Genomic DNA, 20,907 nt, shown 5'->3' on the forward strand with positions numbered 1-20,907 from the left:
TAATACTCCGCACGGATTACAAATCCGCGCGAACTGCTAAACTAAACGAACTACTGACGCAATACTTACTATCGCGGATTCGTTGTCGCGGATTTGCAATCCGTGACATTACTTAAACACTATACTTACATGCTTCGCACGGATTACAAATCCGCGCAAACTGCTAAACTAAACAAACTACCTCACGCAATACTTGCTATCTCGGATTCGTTGTCGCGGATTTGCAATCCGTGACATCACTTAAACGCTATACTTACATGCTTCGCACGGATTGCAAATCCGCGCGAACTTTTAAACTAAACGAACTGCCTCACGCAATACTTGTTGTCGTGGTGCGTTGTCGCGGATTTGCAATCCGTGACATTACATTACTTAAGCACTATAATTACATACTCCGCACGGATTACAAATCCGCGCGAACTGCTAAACTAAACGAACTACCTGACGCAATACCTGTTGTCGTAGTGCGTTGTCGCGGATTTGCAATCCGTGACATTACATTACTTAAACACTATACTTACATACTCCGCACTAAAAATACCACTAGTAACGATTTGTCTCTTTCGAGTAAAACACTAATGCGAAACTTTTAATATCTTCACAGTTCCAAAATTGTTAGAAAGATGACTATACTAGATGAAACAATCCATCCTGGCGAAACCAAGACTTTAAACCTTGAAATCGCAAGATTACACACAGCTACTAAACTTAAAATACCTGTTATCGTATCTAGAGCTAGACTAGACGGTCCTACCGTATTACTCTCTGCTGGGCTACATGGTGATGAGTTGAATGGGGTGGATATCGTACGTCAGATAGTACATCGTGGGATGAATGTTCCTAAGCGAGGTACGATTATTTGTATCCCTGTGATTAATATATTTGGTTTTATTAACCAATCTAGAGAGTTCCCTGATGGTAGAGATATGAACAGGGTATTCCCTGGTAGTAAGACTGGTTCACTAGCAGGGCGCTTTGCCCATTATCTCGTGAACTATATCTTGCCTCATGTAGATTATGCTATCGACTTTCACGCAGGAGGTGCAAGTAGATTTAACGCTCCTCAAATCAGAATCGCTCCAGAAAACCTAGAGTTAGAAGAGTTAGCGACAATCTTTCACCCACCTTTCTTATTGTACTCAGCACAGATAGCTGGTTCTTTTAGAAATGCGTGTGCTAAGAAAGGTATCAAAATGCTATTATTCGAAGGAGGAAAGTCCTTAGATATTAACTCTGATGTATCTGAAATGGGAGTAGAAGGTACGAAGCGATTCTTACACTCTTTTGATATGTTGAAAGATGAGTTTAGCATCTGCCCTCCTAAAGAAGATATGACCATCATCACCAACTCTATTTGGGTACGTGCTAAGCGTTCTGGATTATTACACGATCAAGTAAAAATAGGTTCATACGTAGAGAAAGGAGCTGTATTAGCAGAGGTATCTGACCCGTATGGAAAAGAAAACACAACAATCAAAGCACCGAATGCAGGCTATGTAATCAATGTAAATGATGCTCCTATAGTCTATCAAGGAGATGCAGTATTTCACATCTCAAAAACATTAAAAAAATGAATAAAGAAGAATTAAGATTAAAATATAAAGCTCTTCGCGATAACTTAGACTTAGATAGAATAGATGACCTCAGTTTAGAAATCGCAAATCAAGCACTACAGTTACCGATCTGGGATAAGGTGAACTACCACCTGTTTCTAAGTATTCGAAATAAAAAAGAAATAGATACAGAATACCTACTGCAGATACTAGCGGGTAAGGATAAGAATACTATCTTATCTAAATCTGACTTCAAGGAGGGGACATTGTCACATTACCTCTTGACGGATAACACTACGATTAAAGTCAATAGTTATGGTATTCCTGAACCTATAGACGGCATTCAAGTAAGCGAAAAACAGCTTGATGTAGTCTTTATTCCCTTATTAGCTTATGACAAACAAGGAAATAGAATAGGCTATGGCAAGGGGTTTTACGACAGATTCTTGGCAGAATGCAAGCCCGATGTGATCAAAGTAGGACTAAGTTTCTTCCCACCAGAAGACCATATCAGTGATGTAAGAGAGGGAGATATCCCTCTTGACTATTGCATCACACCCACAGAAGTATATCGATTTTAATACATATAGAACGAGACAATATTGAGGTATTGTCTCATTCTTTTTATAGATCTATTTGAATACAGGCACCTTGCTGTTAGGCATCTGTCAACAGTTAAAACTAAATTAGGATTAGTGAGTTAGGGAAAATATTTTTATGTTTATTAAAAATATTAACCAATGATCAAAAACACTATCACCTTACTTACACTTTCTCTTGTAAGTTTAGCATGGGGACAGCAATCACCTAAATTTGCTTCTACCCCATCACTAAGCCCTGATGGAAAGACTACTTACTTTAGCTATAATGGCGATATATGGCAAGCTCCAACAGCTGGTGGAGAAGCTCTAAGAATAACTGCCTTAGAAGGCAACGAGACTAACCCTCGTGTATCTCCTGATGGAAAATGGCTTGCATTCTCATCTGACCAATACGGCAACAGAGATGTATTCTTAATGCCTCTAACAGGAGGACAAATCACACAACTTACTTATCACCAAGCTTCTGAAGATGTAGAGAGCTGGAGTTGGGATAGTAAGACGATTTACTTCACTTCTAACGCGAATAATAACTTTGGTTCTTATGCTATAGATATCAATGGTGGTACTCCTAAACCACTGTTCACAAACTACTTTAATAATACAAATGGATTAGTAGTTACTCCTGCTGGTGAGTACTTATTCACTAGCTCTATGGAGAGTGCTAGTCAGACTACTCGTAAGCGTTATAAAGGAGAGAACAACCCAGATATACTAGGTTATAATCCTACGACTAAGGCATTCAAATCTTATACAGATTATGAAGGAAAGGATTTTAACCCTACAGTAGATAAGAATGGAAAGATATACTTCATCTCAGACGAGAACAATGGTAACTATAACTTATACACCTTCGACAATGGAAAGAAAGTAGCCTTGACGAACTTCGATACCTCTATCAAGAAACCTTATGTGTCAGCAGATGGTAGCAAAGTCGTTTTTGAGAAAGATTATATGATTTATGTACTTGACACAGCTACTAAGTCTATAACACCTCTAGCTACTTCAGTAAACACGAATAAAGCTATCGAGAAAGAGCAGTCTTATGTTGTAGAAGAGAATATGGAATACTTCGATGTGTCTCCCGATGCCAAGAAGATTGCATTCGTTAGTCGTGGGATATTATTCGTATCTGATATCGAAGGAAAATTCGTACAAGCGATATCGGATGGTAAAGAACGTGTAATGGAAGTAAAATGGTTAAAGGACAACAAGACACTACTATACAGTCAGACGTATAAAGGATACCAAAATTGGTTTAAAAGATCTGCTGATGGCAAGGGAACAGTTACTCAATTAACTTCTGATAATCGCAACAACAGAGACATTACTTTAAATAAAGAAATGACTAAAGCTGTATACCTAAGTGGTAGAGATGAAGTGAGATTATTAGACTTGACAACTTATACTTCTAAAGTAATAGTGAAAGACGAGATATGGGCATTCCAAAACTCTACACCTTCTTTCTCTCCTAATGGCGAATATGTACTATTCACCGCTAAGCGCAATTTCGAAGAGGACATCTTTGTTCATCATATCGCAAAGAATGAGACCATTAACTTAACGAATACAGGTGTAGCAGAGTCTAGCCCTTACTGGTCTCCTAGTGGGAAGTATATCTACTTTATGAGTGATAGACTTAATCCTTCTTATCCTCTAGGGATGCAAAATCCTAGTATCTACCGATTCTCTGTGGATTGGCAGACAGATGCATTTAAGTCTGATCAGTTTGACAAACTATTCGTAGAGAAGAAAGAGGAGGATACAAAAGACACTAAGAAAAAGGACAAAAAGAAAAAACAAGACGACACCCCAAAAGTGAAATCTATTAAGATAAACACAGAGGGACTACTTGACCGTATAGAACAGGTAAGTGACCGTTTTGGTAACCAATATAATCCTATCGTATTCGCTGATGATAAAAAAGAGGTAGTGTTCTATAACACGAATCAAGAAAACGGAAAAGGCAATTTATACAAAACAGTTTACGAAGACTTCGAAGATAATAAAAGCGAGAAAGTATTCGATAAACGCGCGAATCAATTACTTCAACGTGACAAAAAAGTATATGCACTAATCAGTGGTAATATCTATAGCTTTGAGTTAAGCAAAGGTAAGCCTGAGCAGATTAAAATCAAACACAGCTTTACTAAAAACTTGGCAGATGAGTTCAACCAAATGTATTATGAGACATGGGCTGGTGTAGAGGAGAATTTTTATGACGAAACTTTCCACGGTATAGATTGGGATAATATGAAAGAGCAATTCGCTCAATATCTACCTGATGTTAATAGCAGAAATGACCTGCGTATCTTACTGAACGATATGTTAGGAGAATTAGGTTCTTCTCATTTAGGGTTTAATTCGTCTGGAAATGAAGAAAAGACAAAACTAAACTACAGATCTTATGAGACTGGTATCGTATTCAATACGGATAAGCCTTATCAAGTAGAGCGCATCGTACGTAAATCTCCTGCTTATGCAACAGACATAGACATTAAACCAGGGGATGTATTAACCAAAGTGAATGGGCAGAAAGTAGATGAGAAGGCGAATAGAGATACTTATTTCGCTTTCCCTAATCGTCAAGAAGAAATAAGCTTAACATTCAATAGAGGAGGAAAAGAGATTAATACGAAGCTACATCCTATCTCTTTTGGAGACATGAAGTCACTACTCTATGACGAATGGATTTATACAAATAAACAACGCGTAAACAAGCTTAGTGATAATCGTATCGCATATACATATATGAAGAATATGACTTCACCTGAGTTAGACAGATTCTTACTCGATATGGTAGAACAAGAGGCTAATAAAGAAGGTGTGATCTTAGACTTGCGTTATAATACAGGAGGGAATGTACATGATAAGGTACTGAACTTCTTATCTCAAAGACCCTATCTACAATGGAAGTATAGAGAAGGTAAACTAACAGTACAGAGTAACTTCACCCCTAGTGGTAAGCCAATAGTCCTACTTATCAATGAATCGTCTCTGAGTGATGCCGAGATGACTGCCGCAGGATTTAAAGCTTTAAAACTAGGTAAAATCATCGGTCAAGAGACCTATAGATGGATTATCTTCACTTCTGGTAAGAGCTTAGTAGACGGCTCATCATATAGATTACCATCATGGGGTACTTATACACTGGATGGGCAGAACCTAGAGAAAACAGGTGTTGCACCTGATATCTATGTTAAAAACACATTCGTAGATAGATTAAATGACAATGATCCTCAACTAGAGAGAGCTGTTCAAGAAATCTTGAATGACATTAAATAATACAGTAAAGGCTTCCTGAAGGAAGCCTTTATACTTTTATATCTTAGGCTATAATTCACCTCCTACTCCACCACCTTCATACGAGGTGATTTAAGCAACGAATCATCTATATCTAGCCCAATCTCTACATATAAAAAAAGGCTCCCTAAAAGAGAGCCATATTGTTAGTTTTTAAAAACTTTTTTACTAAATACGATTAAGATACCTACTCCTACTGATATAGCTACATCCGCAATATTAAAAATAGCATTGAAGAAAGTAAAGTAGTTTCCTCCCCAGATAGGTAACCACTCAGGTAGATATCCTTTCCAGATAGGGAAATAGAACATATCTACTACCTTACCGTGAAACCAACTACCATAAGGTTGATCGGAGAACATCGTTGCTATCTGCCCTGGTGTACTCTCATTAAAAATAACTCCATAGAATATAGAATCAATAATATTACCTAAAGCTCCTGCCATAATTAAAGCAATCGCTACGATAAGATAATTAGAAGCTTTCTTCTTGAAAGAATCATTTAACCACCATGCGATACCGCATACAGCTACTATTCTAAATAATGTCAAAGCAAGTTTACCGTAATCACCAGGCAACTCTACCCCCCAGGCCATACCCTCATTCTCTATAAAATGAATGCGAAACCAATCAAAAACGACTATCTCATCATTTAATAAAAAATTAGTTTTAATATATATCTTCAATAGCTGATCTAGTATCAATACTATCAAAACAAGTAGGTAAGCTCTCTTTAACGACATTTTTCTTTATTTACAAGGAACAAATGTAGTTATTTTATCACATAAAAAAAACGCTCCTAATGGAGCGTTTTTAAATTTATTAAAGATTAACGTTGCAGATTCTTTGCCTCGATACTCATAGTAGCATGCGGAACTAATTTCAATCTTTCTTTATCGATTAGTTTCCCTGTTACTTTACATATACCGTAAGTCTTGTTTTCAATACGGATTAATGCATTTTTTAAATCGCGAATAAACTTCTCTTGACGTATTGCTAACTGAGCATTCGCTTCTTTAGACATTGTTTCGCTTCCTTCTTCAAACGCTTTGAATGTAGGTGATGTATCATCTGTACCATTATTCAAATCATTCATATAGGCGCTTTTAATTAATTCTAAATCTGCTTGAGCTTTCTCAATCTTAGCCGATATTAACACCTTAAATTCAGCTAAATCTGCATCAGAATAACGTACAATTTCACCTACTTCTTTCATAATTTTAATTATTTTAAAATTAACACTCGCGTTTTTAGCTCATCAAACTCTACATCTACACCCTCGCTCAACTCAGTCACGAATTCTAATGTGTGTGTTAGTGTTTCAGACTTAATATAGTCTTCATTCGCTAAAACAGCCTCTTTTATTTCTTTTTCTTCTAGTATTTTTACTACAATCTTGTCTGTAACTTCAAATCCAGAGTCTTTTCTGATGTTCTGAATTCTATTTACTAACTCTCTTGAGATACCTTCTTTTCTCAATTCAGGACTGATAGTGATGTCTAATGCTACTGTTAGTCCAGCTTCATTAGCAACTAGCCATCCTTCAATATCTTGAGAAGTAATCTCAACATCTGCTACTGTTAAAGTAACACTTTTTTCTGATAGTTCTAGCGTAATCTCACCATTTCTTTCAATTAATGCGATTTCTTCTTGTCCAAAACCTTGTATCTTATTCGCAATCAGCCCCATATCCTTTCCAAATCGTGGCCCTAATGTTTTAAAGTTAGGCTTGATCTGTTTTACTAAGATACCTGAAGCATCATCTAGCAACTCGATTTCTTTCACATTAACCTCAGCTTTGATTAGATCAGCAATAGCTAATATCTCATTTCTTTGGTTCTCATCAAGTACAGGAATCATAACTCTCTGTAATGGTTGACGTACCTTAATCATCTCTTTCTTACGAAGTGATAACACTAATGAAGAAATGATTTGAGCTTTTTGCATTCTGCTTTCTAATGCTTTATCAACGAACTCTTCCTTGAATTCTGGGAAATTAGCCAAATGTACAGATTCGAAACTTTCTCCATGTGTAGCTAAAGTTAAGTCTCTGTAAAGTTTATCCATAAAGAACGGAGCAATAGGAGATCCTAGTTTAGCTACTGTTAATAAACAGGTATACAATGTTTGGTAAGCTGCTATCTTATCTTGTGCATATTCACCTTTCCAGAATCTTCTTCTACATAGACGAACATACCAGTTACTCAAGTTCTCTGTAACGAAATCTGTAATCGCACGAGCTGCTTTCGTTGGCTCATACTCTGCATAGAATTCGTCTACACGTTGTACTAAAGTATTTAACTCTGATAAGATCCATCTATCTATCTCAGGTCTTTCTGCTAATGGAATGTCTTTCTCTTCATATTTAAATCCATCAATATTAGCATATAACGCAAAGAAGTTATAAGTATTATATAATGTCCCGAAGAACTTTCTTCTTACTTCTGTAATACCATCAAGGTCAAACTTCAAGTTATCCCATGGATTCGCATTCGAAATCATATACCAACGCGTAGCATCTGGTCCGTGCTCAGCTAATGTATCGAATGGATCTACAGTATTACCTAAACTCTTAGACATCTTTAATCCGTTCTTATCTAACACTAATCCGTTAGACACTACATTCTTATATGCTTTAGTATCGAATACTAATGTAGCAATAGCATGTAATGTATAGAACCATCCACGTGTCTGGTCAACTCCCTCAGCGATAAAGTCTGCTGGATATGATTTATTATTATCTATTAAGTCTTTATTCTCAAACGGATAATGCCATTGTGCATAAGGCATAGATCCAGAATCAAACCAAACGTCAATTAAGTCTGACTCACGAAGCATAGGCTTACCAGAAGGAGATACTAATACGATATTATCAACTACATTCTTATGTAAGTCAACTTTATCATAGTTCTCTTCACTCATATCTCCTACTACGAATCCTTCAAAAGGATTAGCTGTTTGGATACCAGCAGCCATAGATTTATTAATCTCATTCATTAACTCTTCTACAGATCCTACTACAAGCTCTTCTGTCTTATCCTCAGATCTCCAGATAGGTAATGGAATACCCCAGAAACGAGAACGAGATAAGTTCCAGTCATTTGCATTCTTAATCCAGTTACCAAAACGTCCCTCTCCAGTCGCTTTAGGCTTCCAGTTCACTTCTTCGTTTAATTCGAACATACGCTCTTTTACCTCAGTGATCTTGATAAACCAAGAGTCTAATGGGTAGTACAATACAGGCTTGTTCGTTCTCCAACAATGTGGGTAACTGTGAACATACTTCTCTACTTTGAACGCTTTGTTTTCTTCTTTTAAACGAATAGCTATTTCTACGTCTACAGAGCGCTCAGGCGCTTGCCCTTCATCGTAATATTCATTCTTCACATATTTACCTCCTAAGTCTCCCATCTCTTTAACGAAACGACCTTGTAAGTCTACTAATGGAACTGGGTTCTCATCAGCGTCAAGGATAAGCATAGGTGGTACTTCTGGTGTAGCTTCTTTAGCTACCTTAGCATCATCTGCTCCAAAAGTAGGAGCTGTATGTACGATACCAGTACCATCTTCTGTAGTTACGAAGTCTCCAGAGATCACTCTGAATGCGTTCTCAGGATTTTGGTATGGCAATACATAAGGCAATAACTGCTCATATTTAGTACCTACTAAGTCAGCACCTTTAAATTCCTTAACTACTAAGTAAGGAATCTTTTTATCACCTTCTTTATATGCGTTTAATTCTTCTTCAGTTTCTACAGCTGCAAACTTCCCTGCAAACTGCTTACCAACTAGTGGTTTACCTAATACCACATTAATCGCCTCACCAGTATATTGGTTAAACGACTTCACTAATACATAGTCAATCTTAGGTCCTACAGTCAATGCCGTATTTGATGGCAACGTCCATGGAGTAGTCGTCCAAGCTAAGAAATGAATAGTACCAAATCCTTTTAAAAACTCTGGTAATGTCTCATCAATAGCTTTAAACTGTGCTACGATAGTTGTATCAGTGATATCTTTATATGCTCCTGGCTGGTTAATCTCATGTGATGATAGACCTGTACCAGCTTTAGGAGAATAAGGTTGGATAGTATATCCTTTGTATAACAAATCTTTATCATAGATCTGTTTTAACAACCACCATACTGATTCCATATATTTAGACTTGTAAGTCACATAAGGATCGTTCATATCTACCCAATAACCCATCTTTTCAGTAAGGTCATTCCATAGATCTGTATAACGCATTACAGTACGTTTACAAGCTTGATTATATTCTTCTATTGTAATTTTAGTTCCGATATCCTCTTTCGTGATTCCAAGTTCTTTCTCTGTACCTAACTCTACAGGTAGTCCATGCGTATCCCATCCAGCTTTACGCTTTACTTGGAACCCCTTCTGAGTTTTATAACGACAAAAAATATCCTTAATAGCACGAGCCATCACGTGGTGAATTCCTGGTTTACCATTAGCTGAAGGTGGGCCTTCGAAAAACACGAAAGGTTTATTATCCTCTCTAGTACTAATACTTTTTTCGAATATTGATTGTTCTTTCCAAAACTCTAGCATCTCCGATGCTACCCCTGACATGTCAAGATTCTTATATTCTGTAAATTTAGTGCTCATCGTTATTATTATAATATTTTTTAATCAATTTTGCGAATTTAAACAAATTACTCCAATATCTCCCTAATTAATTGGTAGGAAAAACATTAAAATATTTAGTTAGAGAATACTTCTTTTAAAACCTCTAGAGAATTCGGCTTTCTGAACTCACTTAAATGCTGCTCATAATAGCTAATCAACATGGTTAACAGCCTCTTTCGATCCTTATTATTAAAGACTTTTTGGTCACTAGAGAAGCCTAATTCTATCAATTTTCTAAACAAAAATGTCGGTTCTTCATCAAAACAACAGGGAGAAAAATGATCTGTAAACACTCCCTCTTCCCAGTTAAAATAAAGCTTACTTCTACCCTCTAATGCAGGATAAAATCCAAAGTACTTCGTCAATTCTATCATTAGAATCAAGTGAAAATTAGCGACCTCATCATGTGTGTCAAACCATAGTAAAGCTGCTTCTAAAAAAGTAAAGAAGTCTTTATCCACAACAGGTTCTCTAAATACTGAATGTAGTACTTCACCTATAAAAATAGCAATACAATTCTTACTATAATTATAATAGATATCTTGATATACATGAGCTGTTTTAACCTCCTTAAAGTACTCTAGACCTCCTTTATTCTTATAAATAAAATCAATCTCTAATATTGTCAATGGTTGAAAATAAGCCATTTTCTGAGCAGACTTACCTTTAGCAAAAGCATTGCGAACAAAGAAACTAACAACACCCTGTTCCTCTGTAAAACACTTTACGATCAAGCTTTTCTCTTGATATTTTAAAGCACTAAGTACAATAGCTTTACTCTTGATCTGCATAATCCTCTTCTTTTTAAAAATCTCTTTTCTAAAACACTGCTGTTTAGACATAGGGCAAAAGTATCAAAATAATATGTTTTACAGATTAAAAAAAGAACTTCCAAGCTTATTTAAAATCTGTTTTACAACCTCTTATACCTCAAAAAAGGTAGTAAACTTAAAACACTAAATCTAACATAAACTAATCATAATCATAACAATTTTCATAGCTTTGCAAAGACCTATGAAAAAAACCACTATGAAAAAAAGCCTTTTATTCTTATGCCTTTTCATCACTTTTATAAGTTGTAAAAAGGATAAGGAATTCTCTTTTGAAGAAAAAGTTTACCAAAAGATTCTACTGGAAAGTTGTATAGAAGATGACTGTACAGAAGTGAAGATAAATACAGCAGAGATAATAGACCCTGTAAATGACATCACTACTAAGATAAATCAAAACAACTTAGTCATTATTAACGACATCCTTTCATTTGACGAAAATCCTCATGATGTGAGTTCTTATGACGAAATAGTGAGTTCTTTTATCAACTCATTTACAGAAATGGCTAAAAAGTTCCCTAAAGACTCATTCCCATGGAAAGGCACTACACAGAATACTGTTACCTTTTATAATAATCACCTGTTAAGTTTTGCCATAGAATACTATACATTCACAGGAGGGGCTCATGGATACAAGGGAGAGAAAGCAGTACACTATAATCCACTAACAGGAGAACAGTACAACAATCAAGAATTGTTTAAAGATTGGGAAGGTTTTTCTAAATTGTTAGAATCTAAACTGAGAGAACAAAGAGGAATAGACAAAGAAGACAATATTAATTCGCATGGTTTATTATTCGATGAAGATGTATTTAAAATGCCCGAAAATATCTTCTTCTATGAAGAATCTGTCATAGCCTATTACAACAGCTATGATATTACAGCATTCTCTGACGAACCAGTACGCATTACCTTTTCAAAGGAAGAAATAGAACCTTTTTTAAACTTCCTACTGATCCCTAACAAATCAAATAAGTAAGTATCCAATTAATATAGAATCTCGAAGTAGTGAGCATTTATAAAAAAATATTTAAACAAACAGCGATCTACGGATTAGCAGCAGTGTTTCCAAAAGTAATCGGATTTTTTCTGGTTCCTTTCCATACAGATTTAATGCAAAATAATGCTTACGGACAGTATAGCGTTATTTTCTCTATCATGATGTTTCTAAATGTTATTCTATCATTTGGGATGGAAACAGCTTTTTTTAGATTCTATAATAAACAAGAGGATAAGAAAGAGGTTATTAATAATAGCTTATTATTCTTAGGCTTTACTTCTCTGCTCTTTGCTGTATTCAGTCTACTTACGATACACTATTGGGCATCCTTATTAGATGTCTCAGCAGAACTACTATATTATGTACTCTCTATCTTAGTACTAGACGCCTTAGTCATCGTCCCTTTTGCTAAACTTAGAGCAGATCAGAGACCTCTATACTACAGTGCTATCAGAATAGCCAATGTCTGTATTTATACAGCACTTAATATATTCTTCTTATACTACCTACCTAAGCTGAGCACCGCCTATCCTGATAGTTTCTTTCATTCTATCTATAAAGAAGGAAATCAAGTAGTCTACATATTCATTGCTAACCTTGTCGCTAGTTTATTCACTTTCTTAGTCTTCTATAAAGACTACTTCAGTATTAAATTTAAGTTTAATAAAGAACTGAATAAACAGATGCTTAAATATAGTTTTCCTATTATGGTAGGTGGGCTAGCATTTGCTATCAATGAAGGTTTTGACAAGATACTTCTTGAACGACTATTACCAGCTGATATCGCATTATCAGAGGTAGGAAAGTATGCAGCGTGTTATAAGTTAGGTCTATTTATGGTTCTATTTAGACAAGCTTATACACTAGGTATAGAACCGTTCTTCTTTAACTATGCCAAGAATGATGACGCACCTACTAAATACGCTACCATTACTAAGTACTTCACCATTTTTGGTAGTATGATTATGTTAGGCGTTATCGTATTTGCAGATGTATTGAAAGTCCTGTTTATTAGAAATGAATCTTATTGGGATGCGATGATTGTCGTTCCACTAATCATCTTAGCCAACTTATGTATGGGAATCTATACAAACTTATCCGTATGGTATAAACTAAGGGACAAGACTGCCATAGGAGCCTATATCTCTATTATGGGAGCTGTATTCACACTGATCTTTAACTTTATACTTATCCCTATATGGGGTTATATGGGATCAGCGATAGCTACGCTGATAGCCTATGCATCTATGATGCTAGTCTCTTATGTGATGGGACAGAAACAGTACCCTATCCCTTATGACAAAAAGGCTATAGGAGGATATCTAGGCATATCTATACTCCTAAGCTTTGTATACTTCTACTGTTTTAGAGAAAACTATTTCGTTGGAATTGCCTTTATACTCGTATTCTTAGGTGTTATATACAAATTTGAAAATACCGTTATCAAAAAAATGATCAAACGATAAATATAGAATCCATTACTAGTTAGTAATGGATTTTTTTTTAACATGTACTTAATTGTCTTATATTTAATACTTTAAAAAATACGTTATGGCTAACTACACCTACTTAAGCATTAAGAAAGATGAGGAAAATACATTTTTATTTGAAGGAAAGAACACTCTCCCTTTCTTTTGGATTTGTCTACTAGATCATGAAATGATCAGTAGTAAACAATCTTATTGGGAGTCCTCTTTTATCAATATAGACTTTAAGGACGAGGAGGAAGATATCAAAAATGACATAGATGATTCCTTATGTGTTATCACTATCTCCAACGAAAGTTTTAATACCAATGCCTCATTAGCAAGAACTTTTATAGAGAAACATCTCGATCCTGCATTGCCATTATATGATGATTTTATAGCTTGTATAGCTAATCATCTTTCTCTAGGGGGTGTTATTAATATAGAACTATTAGAATATATCTGTCTATATGATACTCCACAAGAATTCATCAACAGTATAAACAAAGAAATAACTGCTATACAAGAACAAGATCTCTTGGGTATAAAGTACTTAACCCCAATAGACTTAATCAATGGAGGCACAGGTTTTACTTCGATAGATAACCTTGATTTTAAAGAATTAGACAGCTATAAACAAGCGGATGATAGAAGACAAAGAAATAAACGTGTCCAAAATCCTAATTCGAACCAAAAGAGTAATTCTTACATAGTCTACTTCTTCATCTCCCTTATAATCATAGCTATTTTATTCATTATAAACCAATAATTCCTTCTTAGATAACGACAACACATCTCTCTTGTCACTAAGGGAATATAGTATTATCTAAGCTCTAAATACACCATGAGTACAAAGCCTCATAATAAGATAACCACACAAATGAGAATACTAGCACTATGCCAAATAGCGCTAGTAGGTCTGTTTATCTATCACATTAGTCTTAGGAATGCGTATAGCATCCTTATATTCGTGGATGCACTTATATTTATCTTACTAAATGCTTATATAAAGCATCTCCTTATCGTAAAAAACCCCAATCAAAAGAAAAAGAGGAAAAAAAAGAAAAGATAAGAATAACCGCATATCAAAGCTCTCTCTTAGCTACTCTCAATCTCCAGACAACATAAATTTTTCTGCTGATTAGCACTTAACTCTAAGCAACAGATCTCCAACACCATTTGCTTAAACACTTCACATCAAGCGCTACAAACTGTATTGCTATAATCAAATGCTACCCCATCCATCTATTTCTTAAAATAGCATAGAACCTCTGCCATTTCTTTCCCCATTCTTTCTTCTTGGACAATACATGATCAATAGTAGAAGCATTCTTCGACTAATAATTCTCTAGTCCACTATTTACGACCTATTCTCCACCGATTGTCGAGCAACTCAAAATGAAGATAGATATACTCTAGGATAGAGACAGATACACCGAGAAGAGGAAAAACACAATAACAACATAAACAACTAAATAACAATAGCTTACAATAATTACCTATTCAAAAAAACATATCCTTTTTTTTAGAATAAAACTTCATTAATACCCAAAACCAATGTTTTTCTAAAAAAAGTGAGAGAATAACTCTAAAATACACCTGATCAATACGCCTAAAACAGCATTTTTTTAAAAAAGTGAAGTGTGTTTTTTAATACATACGGAAAAGCTAGTATAAGTATTCCTTCAAAATAGGATTACATACTTATACATAGAAACAAAAAAAAGCCACTTCTATACAGAAGTGGCTCTTCATATTGACATTTAGACGACTATTTCTTAGCGTCTTTTTTGATTTTACCTTCGATGCGCTTTACACGTTTCTCACTATCAGGGTGAGTAGAGAATATTTTAGCTTTAGTAGATTTATCAGCTCCATACTCTTTCTCCATATCAGCAAACTTTTGGAATCCATCTGCTAATGCTTGTGGGTTCTTACCATTCGCTACTAAGAATTTATAAGAGTAATCATCCGAGTCAGTCTCTTGTCCTTGAGAGAACTGAGCTCCAATAAGTTTCTCTGTTAAAGCCCCTAGGTCACCTTTCATTAAGTCACCTACTGTACCTTGTGTAGTACCAGCAAATTGTACAGCAGCTTCTGCAAGAAGTACTTTTCTATATCCGTTTAAAGAGTGCTTTAATTTTACGTGTCCGATCTCGTGACCGATGATACCTAATAGCTCATCATCTGTCATAATATCCATCAATGAAGAAAATACACGTACACTTCCATCAGGACAAGCAAAAGCGTTCACGTCTGTAACGTAGTATACTTTATAGTTTAGATCTAGACCATCATAGTTCTTATATGGTCCGAAGATACGCTCTAAACGCTCTGCGTATGCCTTCATTTTAGGATCTTTATCCTTCACTGTACACACAGGGTTATTCTCATCCATCCACTTAACAGCAGCGGCAGCAGACTGAGCTACTTCTTCATCACTTACTGTAAATGCCTGAGCTGCTTTTAGACCAGCTTCGATCTTCTTTGGGTTTAATTTACCAAACTGAGCATTAGCCGTTCCTATTGCAAAACACACTAAACATGCAGATAATAAAACTTTTTTCATAATGTTAATATTTTTTTTACAATAACAAATGTACTATTTTATTTTAAATTCGCTAATCGAACATTAAATACTCATATTCAACGCTTAACAGGCATATTATATTCTCAGAAAGAGCTAAAAAATCTCTTATTATTCCACTAAAAGGCTAAAAATAAAGTTTTCTGTATCTCACTATGAAAACGCTTTTACCAAATAAAAAAGAGCTCCTAAGAGCTCTTAAATATTATGACACACAACAACTTATTATATCACAACTGTTTTTTTAGTTTGTACTGTATAATTAGCATTCAATACGGTATCTACAAATCTCCACTCTGCCTTCGCGCCAGATGTAGTATAGTCAATATATAAATATCCTCTATCTGTTAGATTTACATAGTCTAGCTCATCTATTAGCAATGGCATTACTTGTTCTAATTGTCTAGCCTGACTCGGATCATTCGATATCCCTAAATATGTCTCCATACCAGGAGAACTAACAGAACTAGTCGCTAACTCATATCCTACTACCTCTCCAGTCTGTGTCTTCATCTGACTATACCATGCATTATGTGTATCTCCTGCTAGGGTCATCACCTTTTTTCCTTTGCACAAGCTATACAGCATCTCTCGCTCCACCGCATACCCATCCCATGCATCTAAATTATATGGCAACACGGTAGTCACTCTAGCCTTCTCTTGTGCTGTAAGCGTAGGATCACCTTTTAATAAACGAGTTTTAATCACTACTAATTCTCCTACAGCCTTTTGTAACGCAAGCATCGAATTAGCAGAAGCGCTTCCTCCAGCCTCTATCTCAGCCATAATCTGATTAACAATCATTAAAAACTCAGCAGGAACAAGCATCTTCGCCATTAAGATCTGTTGTCCTAACACCTGCCATGTAGCCCCACTAGAGTTCATCTGACCTGCTAACCACCCTAACTGTTCTTTCCCTAATAATTGACGGTTAGGATTCATATAATCTTGCATAAACTTAGCTTGATCAAAGCCCTCAGCAGTCATATAATTACCGTAACTCAACTGTTTATCTCTAGCAATAACACGAGTATCTAACATGTGTAAGGAAAGAATATTACCGAAGTCAAAACTTCTATAGATACGAGCGTCTTTACCAGTCTTTAGTGGTATAAACTCACTATACGCCTGTAATGCTGCTCTTTTTCTTGTTTCAAAACTACCTTCTGTATCTGGCTGATGATTCTCTGCACCGTCTTTATAGGTATCATTAGCTATCTCGTGATCATCCCACACGCAGATAAAAGGCTTCTTCTGATGTGCCAACTGAAGGTTAGCATCACTTCTGTACTGTTTATATCGTTCTCTATAATCCTCTAAAGTAACGATCTCTTTATTCGGTTTATGAGCTCTATTAAAGGCAATAGTACTCGCATTAGTACCGTACTGCCCAGGAGCGTACTCATAGATGTAATCTCCTAAGTGGATAATGACATCCGCGTCTGACTTAGCCATCTCACCATAGACGTGAAATAGACCCGCTGGATAATTAGAACACGACGCTATGGCTAGCTTCACATTACTTACCTGATCTGATGTAGCAGGTAGTGTGATAGTCTCCCCTATCACAGAGGTATCTTTAGCTAAAGCATTATAAAATCTATAATAGAACTTACTATTAGAAGGTAAGTCTTGTATCTCTATAGCGATCGTATTATCTGAAAGAGAGGCAACAGTAACCTTGCCTTGACGAACAATATCTTTAAAATGAAGGTCTTTTGCTATTTCCCATACTATTTCTGTATTTGCATTAGCATAGCGAGTCCAGATGATCACACTAGTAGCAGTTGGGTCAAAACTAGCTACACCATAGTCAAAGTTTTTGATCTGAAATTGTCCATCCACACCATCTGTGTCTGGAATACTAGAATCATCATTAGAACAACTAATAATTATAGGTGCTAAAAAAAGACTTCCTGATGCTAATAAAGAAGTGCGCAAGAACTTCCTTCTATTGAATTGTGAATTATCCATACTTTAAAAACTTTATCACAAAACAACTCTTCTCGCATTATCAGAGAATTAAAACCAGGTTAACAATCCGTAATCATTAAGCGCGATATGTTAATTTATGGTGCTTAGACTGTTTGGTGTTTTCCGTTGTACTTATGAAAAGGTTCTCTATACTGCCCCCCGTGTTAGCTTTAGCGATGATACTGATGCTTCCGTTGATTTCTAATGTTGCTAATTTTATTTGCTTTTAAACAAAAGCTAAATACAAAAAATACAACTTCTAGACTATTTCATCCTTCTATACACTAAAATAGAAGGATGACCTCAAAGACAATATCATTAGTCCAATTCAACAATAACACGTACCTTAGATGTTATCAAAAGCAACTAGACTAATGTTTGATTATTTATTCAACGAAGGAGAAACTCCTAAATATCCTATGTTATTGGCATTACTAGTAATGACTATATTTGGTGTAGGTATGTACTTACAAAGCAACGAAAATGTGTATACTCTCAATGATAAAGAATTAGAAGAAAACATAAAAAGAGAGTTTAATGCTTCTGTAATCTATAAAGGCATTGAAAAAAATAATAGAAATACGGAGTACTATCAGCTAGATAACAATATGAAGTTCTATAAATATCACCCTATCTTTAACTTAATAGATGTAGGAGATAACCTGATCACTAAGAAAGATTCTTCTACATTAGAAATCAGAAAACAAGATACTATCATCTATGTAGACTATAAGACAGATATTTGGGCAAGATTACCGAGAAGTTCTAACTTTTATAAATAACAGCTTACCATCACTACTCTACACTTCTATGAAAAACAATTGGTTTAAAGATGGTCTTGACTTCGAAAACATAAGTATAAACCCATTTATACCTATGCTAGCTGTATTATGTCTTATCGTCTTAATCGCTTATAAATGCGGAGGAGAAAATGCCTACACAGAGAATGATAGACAACTAAAAGAAAATACACTTAAAGAGTTTAAGGCTGTTGTCATCAGTCAAGAAGCTAATAAAGGATCTAGAGCAGGGTCTTATTACATACTAGACAATGATATGCGGTTCTATGAGAGAGAATACCTCCATAAGGTAATAGAGATAGGAGATACGCTAATCACTAAACAAAATTCTACAAGACTAGAAATTATCAAGAAAGACACTGTGCTAACAATAGATTACCTAGAAGATATATGGACAGCTAAAGACCGCTCACTTAGATATAGGCATTAGAATAGCCTTATAAAAAAGCAGGAGTGATAGAATCTATCACTCCTGCTTTTTATTCACTTGCTATAATCTTATAAGTTTAAATTTTGACTCTTATCATATCTCACTTGGTATCCAAAACGAAGTGATTTACTGTCATTTCCTTTCAATCTAAGATCCCACTTCACAAGTCCTTTCTCTTCATTAAGCTTTCCTGATGAAGTCTCTGTTAATTCTACTTCTATGTCTTTATTAGAACTGATAGGGTATTGGTCTTCTACTTGTATATCTATCTGCTCAGCTTTGTTGTTGCGGACAGTAATATCGTATACGAAGTTTTGAGACTTTTTAGAAGATAACATCTTAGTACCTGATTTATCTTTTAATAAGATACGAGTAACTGCTACTTTAGGGTCTTTACCCATGTTTAGTTTCATTTCCTCTTCTGTGTTTGCAGGGTTCAAGGTTGTCTTACCAACATATACTCCATCAAAGATTACGTTTGCCTCCCCTGCTAATAAGTTATAATTACCATAATCCTTAATCGTTGCTACTAAATAAGCATTTAGGTCAAGCTTAGGAGCTACATAATATTTATACTCCGCAGGAATAGAAAAGTCGTTAAGTGTAACACTATGTGACTTATTATTAGACATCACCGTGTATGGAATATTTATATCAAATGATACGTTTAACTGTGATTCATTGACTTGGGTAAAAGTACTCATTGTACTCTCTTCATATACTACAGCATCCTTTAGCATAGAAGATGACTCTGCTTCATAACTCATTTTAGCAGACATATCTGCCATTACATTTAATTTTTTATTTGCATTTCTATTATATCCTGAAGTCGTTACATAAGTATTATAATCAAGGAACCACGTTCTCCAAGTAGGGATAACATTACTCTGATTCGCTACACCACTTGTCAAGCTAAGATTCACACCTCTCCAGTCAATACCAGAACTCTGTTTTACATCTGCTTTATACACTACTTTTACAGGAGCGTTAATCTTCTCTACTCTTAGGTCATAAAAAGGCTTCCATGACGCGGCATTAGTTAAATACTTAATCTGAAAAGGCACTTCACCCTCTCTGTCATTCATTACTTGTACAATCAGCTTCCCCTTACTAGATTTCTCACTTTTCCCTTCGTTAAAAGCAAGCTTATCTTGTAAATTGGTTAGTCGAGTATTAAGGTCTTCCTTCTTCTCGTTTAACTTATCTAACTCTGTACTCAGCTGTAATCTCTTCGTTCTATAATAGTCTACCATCTTCATTACTTCTGCAGTAGTCGTTCCTTGTTCTCCGCCTACTTTTTGGTTAAAATCTAATAGAGCAATTGTTCTACTTTCTACATCAATAGCATTATTCACCTTCTTTAATTCAGTTTGAACTAATTTAATACTATCTCTTACAGGCTTCAACAATGGAGAGTCTACTGCACTATCATATTCTTCTACATAGCGATTACTATACTGTATAGCCATTACTGTAACCTCAGATATAGATCCGATCTGTATAGTAGATTCGTTTAGATAATCAGCTACATTGGTGATCACCACTTCTGAAGTTCCCTTAGGCAGCTTCACTTTAGCCTTATGTGTTAATTCTGCACTGTTAAAGTACACTCGAGCACTCTCTAGCTTAGCAGGAGTAAATACAGGCTTCTGTGCCCATGTCATAACCGTAGTCAAAGCTAATGCAACAATCGTTAAGTTCTTTTTCATAGTATTCAA

15 protein-coding genes are annotated in these 20,907 nt (G+C 35.4%); 8 read left to right on the forward strand and 7 right to left on the reverse strand.

Annotation, left to right across the window (positions count from 1 at the left end; translation table 11 throughout):
• Nucleotides 1-623: 623 nt before the first annotated feature.
• The 3 genes from AABL85_RS00750 to AABL85_RS00760 all read left to right on the forward strand — a co-directional run bounded on the left by AABL85_RS00750 (nt 624) and on the right by AABL85_RS00760 (nt 5,437).
• Entirely contained in the window at nt 624-1,574 is a 951-nt protein-coding gene (locus AABL85_RS00750) for a succinylglutamate desuccinylase/aspartoacylase family protein (protein WP_006257760.1), read from the forward strand.
• The gene (locus tag AABL85_RS00755) at nt 1,571-2,134 is read left to right on the forward strand and encodes a 5-formyltetrahydrofolate cyclo-ligase (protein WP_131540469.1); all 564 of its coding nucleotides are present in this window, start codon (nt 1,571-1,573) and stop codon (nt 2,132-2,134) included. The genes AABL85_RS00750 and AABL85_RS00755 overlap by 4 nt, the downstream gene beginning before the upstream one ends.
• Before the next feature lie 159 nt (nt 2,135-2,293).
• Entirely contained in the window at nt 2,294-5,437 is a 3,144-nt protein-coding gene (locus AABL85_RS00760) for a S41 family peptidase (RefSeq protein ID WP_341308838.1), read from the forward strand.
• Nucleotides 5,438-5,601: 164 nt separating this feature from the next.
• Here AABL85_RS00760 and AABL85_RS00765 read toward each other — a convergent pair whose 3' ends face one another.
• The 4 genes from AABL85_RS00765 to recO all read right to left on the reverse strand — a co-directional run bounded on the left by AABL85_RS00765 (nt 5,602) and on the right by recO (nt 10,893).
• Nucleotides 5,602-6,198, reverse strand: coding sequence for a lipoprotein signal peptidase (locus tag AABL85_RS00765; RefSeq protein ID WP_006257764.1), 597 nt, complete (start codon nt 6,196-6,198; stop codon nt 5,602-5,604).
• Nucleotides 6,199-6,284: 86 nt separating this feature from the next.
• Nucleotides 6,285-6,671, reverse strand: coding sequence for a TraR/DksA family transcriptional regulator (locus AABL85_RS00770; RefSeq protein ID WP_006257765.1), 387 nt, complete (start codon nt 6,669-6,671; stop codon nt 6,285-6,287).
• An 8-nt stretch (nt 6,672-6,679) separates the two neighbouring features.
• The gene (ileS, locus tag AABL85_RS00775; protein WP_341308839.1) at nt 6,680-10,081 is read right to left on the reverse strand and encodes an isoleucine--tRNA ligase; all 3,402 of its coding nucleotides are present in this window, start codon (nt 10,079-10,081) and stop codon (nt 6,680-6,682) included.
• A gap of 95 nt (nt 10,082-10,176) precedes the next feature.
• The gene (recO, locus tag AABL85_RS00780; protein WP_286414829.1) at nt 10,177-10,893 is read right to left on the reverse strand and encodes a DNA repair protein RecO; all 717 of its coding nucleotides are present in this window, start codon (nt 10,891-10,893) and stop codon (nt 10,177-10,179) included.
• Nucleotides 10,894-11,131: 238 nt separating this feature from the next.
• On the opposite strand from recO, the gene AABL85_RS00785 reads away from it, so the two are divergent.
• The 3 genes from AABL85_RS00785 to AABL85_RS00795 all read left to right on the forward strand — a co-directional run bounded on the left by AABL85_RS00785 (nt 11,132) and on the right by AABL85_RS00795 (nt 14,167).
• The gene (locus AABL85_RS00785) at nt 11,132-11,911 is read left to right on the forward strand and encodes a PdaC/SigV domain-containing protein (RefSeq protein WP_131540465.1); all 780 of its coding nucleotides are present in this window, start codon (nt 11,132-11,134) and stop codon (nt 11,909-11,911) included.
• A gap of 29 nt (nt 11,912-11,940) precedes the next feature.
• Nucleotides 11,941-13,398, forward strand: coding sequence for an oligosaccharide flippase family protein (locus tag AABL85_RS00790; protein WP_131540464.1), 1,458 nt, complete (start codon nt 11,941-11,943; stop codon nt 13,396-13,398).
• 85 nt (nt 13,399-13,483) lie between these two features.
• Nucleotides 13,484-14,167, forward strand: coding sequence for a hypothetical protein (locus AABL85_RS00795; protein WP_341308840.1), 684 nt, complete (start codon nt 13,484-13,486; stop codon nt 14,165-14,167).
• Nucleotides 14,168-15,169: 1,002 nt separating this feature from the next.
• Here the strand turns inward: AABL85_RS00795 and AABL85_RS00800 are convergent.
• Together AABL85_RS00800 and AABL85_RS00805 are read right to left on the reverse strand one after the other, a co-directional pair.
• Nucleotides 15,170-15,967 carry a M48 family metallopeptidase gene (locus AABL85_RS00800; RefSeq protein WP_131540462.1) on the reverse strand — a complete coding sequence of 266 codons (798 nt, stop codon included), beginning with the start codon at nt 15,965-15,967 and terminating at the stop codon, nt 15,170-15,172.
• Between the two features lie 243 nt (nt 15,968-16,210).
• Nucleotides 16,211-17,959, reverse strand: a complete 1,749-nt coding sequence (locus AABL85_RS00805) for an alkaline phosphatase D family protein (RefSeq protein WP_341308841.1) — start codon at nt 17,957-17,959, stop codon at nt 16,211-16,213.
• 350 nt (nt 17,960-18,309) lie between these two features.
• Between AABL85_RS00805 and AABL85_RS00810 the strand changes: the two genes are divergently transcribed.
• Nucleotides 18,310-18,741: a hypothetical protein gene (locus AABL85_RS00810; RefSeq protein ID WP_341308842.1), complete on the forward strand. Its 432-nt coding sequence runs from the start codon at nt 18,310-18,312 to the stop codon at nt 18,739-18,741.
• A gap of 28 nt (nt 18,742-18,769) precedes the next feature.
• Nucleotides 18,770-19,189 carry a hypothetical protein gene (locus AABL85_RS00815; RefSeq protein WP_341308843.1) on the forward strand — a complete coding sequence of 140 codons (420 nt, stop codon included), beginning with the start codon at nt 18,770-18,772 and terminating at the stop codon, nt 19,187-19,189.
• A gap of 68 nt (nt 19,190-19,257) precedes the next feature.
• On the opposite strand, the gene AABL85_RS00820 is transcribed toward AABL85_RS00815, so the two are convergent.
• Nucleotides 19,258-20,898 (reverse strand): DUF4139 domain-containing protein, encoded by a 1,641-nt coding sequence (locus AABL85_RS00820; RefSeq protein ID WP_341308844.1) that lies wholly within the window; start codon nt 20,896-20,898, stop codon nt 19,258-19,260.
• Nucleotides 20,899-20,907: the final 9 nt, after the last annotated feature.

The sequence above is a fragment of the Myroides odoratimimus genome (genome assembly GCF_038039805.1).
Classification (GTDB): domain Bacteria; phylum Bacteroidota; class Bacteroidia; order Flavobacteriales; family Flavobacteriaceae; genus Flavobacterium; species Flavobacterium odoratimimum_B.

Coding starts and splice junctions, on each gene's coding strand:
- AABL85_RS00750 (WP_006257760.1), top strand. CDS start 624: ATGACTATACTAGATGAAACAATCCATCCTGGCGAAACCAAGACTTTA.
- AABL85_RS00755 (WP_131540469.1), top strand. CDS start 1,571: ATGAATAAAGAAGAATTAAGATTAAAATATAAAGCTCTTCGCGATAAC.
- AABL85_RS00760 (WP_341308838.1), top strand. CDS start 2,294: ATGATCAAAAACACTATCACCTTACTTACACTTTCTCTTGTAAGTTTA.
- AABL85_RS00765 (WP_006257764.1), bottom strand. CDS start 6,198: ATGTCGTTAAAGAGAGCTTACCTACTTGTTTTGATAGTATTGATACTA.
- AABL85_RS00770 (WP_006257765.1), bottom strand. CDS start 6,671: ATGAAAGAAGTAGGTGAAATTGTACGTTATTCTGATGCAGATTTAGCT.
- ileS (WP_341308839.1), bottom strand. CDS start 10,081: ATGAGCACTAAATTTACAGAATATAAGAATCTTGACATGTCAGGGGTA.
- recO (WP_286414829.1), bottom strand. CDS start 10,893: ATGCAGATCAAGAGTAAAGCTATTGTACTTAGTGCTTTAAAATATCAA.
- AABL85_RS00785 (WP_131540465.1), top strand. CDS start 11,132: ATGAAAAAAAGCCTTTTATTCTTATGCCTTTTCATCACTTTTATAAGT.
- AABL85_RS00795 (WP_341308840.1), top strand. CDS start 13,484: ATGGCTAACTACACCTACTTAAGCATTAAGAAAGATGAGGAAAATACA.
- AABL85_RS00800 (WP_131540462.1), bottom strand. CDS start 15,967: ATGAAAAAAGTTTTATTATCTGCATGTTTAGTGTGTTTTGCAATAGGA.
- AABL85_RS00805 (WP_341308841.1), bottom strand. CDS start 17,959: ATGGATAATTCACAATTCAATAGAAGGAAGTTCTTGCGCACTTCTTTA.
- AABL85_RS00810 (WP_341308842.1), top strand. CDS start 18,310: ATGTTATCAAAAGCAACTAGACTAATGTTTGATTATTTATTCAACGAA.
- AABL85_RS00815 (WP_341308843.1), top strand. CDS start 18,770: ATGAAAAACAATTGGTTTAAAGATGGTCTTGACTTCGAAAACATAAGT.
- AABL85_RS00820 (WP_341308844.1), bottom strand. CDS start 20,898: ATGAAAAAGAACTTAACGATTGTTGCATTAGCTTTGACTACGGTTATG.